This window comes from Kitasatospora putterlickiae, assembly GCF_039527695.1.
In the GTDB taxonomy this organism is placed as follows: Bacteria; Actinomycetota; Actinomycetes; order Streptomycetales; family Streptomycetaceae; genus Kitasatospora; species Kitasatospora putterlickiae.
Window position 1 is genome coordinate 4880 of record NZ_BAAAKJ010000501.1, and the last position, 948, is coordinate 5827.

1 protein-coding gene is annotated in these 948 nt (G+C 77.5%); it reads left to right on the plus strand.

All coding sequences use genetic code 11. The annotated features are described in order from the left end of the window. A partial coding sequence (locus ABD308_RS38010) for an AMP-binding protein (RefSeq protein WP_344345429.1) occupies positions 1 to 948 on the plus strand: 948 nt, incomplete at both ends.

A 948-nucleotide genomic window follows, 5' to 3' on the forward strand; every position in this document is an offset into this window, starting at 1 on the left:
TGGCGGCCCTGCCCGCCGGGCCGCCCCCGGTGCCGATCGGGCCCGAGGACGCGGCGGTGGTGTTCACCACCTCGGGCACCACCGGCGCGCCGCGCTGCGCCGTGGTCGAGCACCGCAACCTGCTGGCCGCGCACCGCGGGTGGCGCGAGGCCTACCATCTCTCCCCCGCCGACCGGGTCCTGAGCACCGCGAGCCTGGAGTTCGACGTCTTCACCGCCGACTGGGTGCGCGCCCTGTGCTCGGGCGCCACGCTGGTGGTCGCCCCGCGCAACCTGACGCTGGACCGCAGCGCGGACATCGCCGACCTGCCCGCGCTGGTGGCCGCCGAGCGGATCACCCTGCTGGAACTGAACGTGCGCACCGCACGCCGTCTCACCGCCCACCTCGCCGCGACGGGCGGCGACGGGGGTGGCGTGGCCGGCCCGGGCGACGGGGGTGACGTGGCCCGTCTGCCCGGGCTGCGGCTGCTCACCGTCGGCGCCGAGAAGTGGTGGCTGGACGAGCACCTGGCGCTGCAACGGCTGCTCGGCCCGGGCACCCGGGTGGTGAACGTCTACGGCCTCGCCGAAGCCGCCGTGGACAGCACCTACTTCGAGGTCCACAGCCTCGACGAACCGCCGGGCGACCGCTCGGAGTCGGTGGTGGGCGTCCCGTTCGCCGGCACCCGGGTGTACGTGCTCGGCCCCGACGGCACCCCGGCCGCGGGCGGCACGATCGGTGAGATCGCGCTCGCCGGTCCGGGCCTCGGCCCCGGCTACCTCGGCCGGCCCGGGGAGACGGCGCGACGGTTCGCGCGGGCGGCCTTCGACCCGGACGGGCGGGTGCTGCTCACCGGGGACCTCGGCCGGCTCGCGGCGGACGGCACGCTGCGCTTCGTCGGCCGGGCGGCGACCGTGGTCGGGCCGGACCAGCGGCCGCGGGCGGCCTCCGTGGTCGCCAAGGTCACCG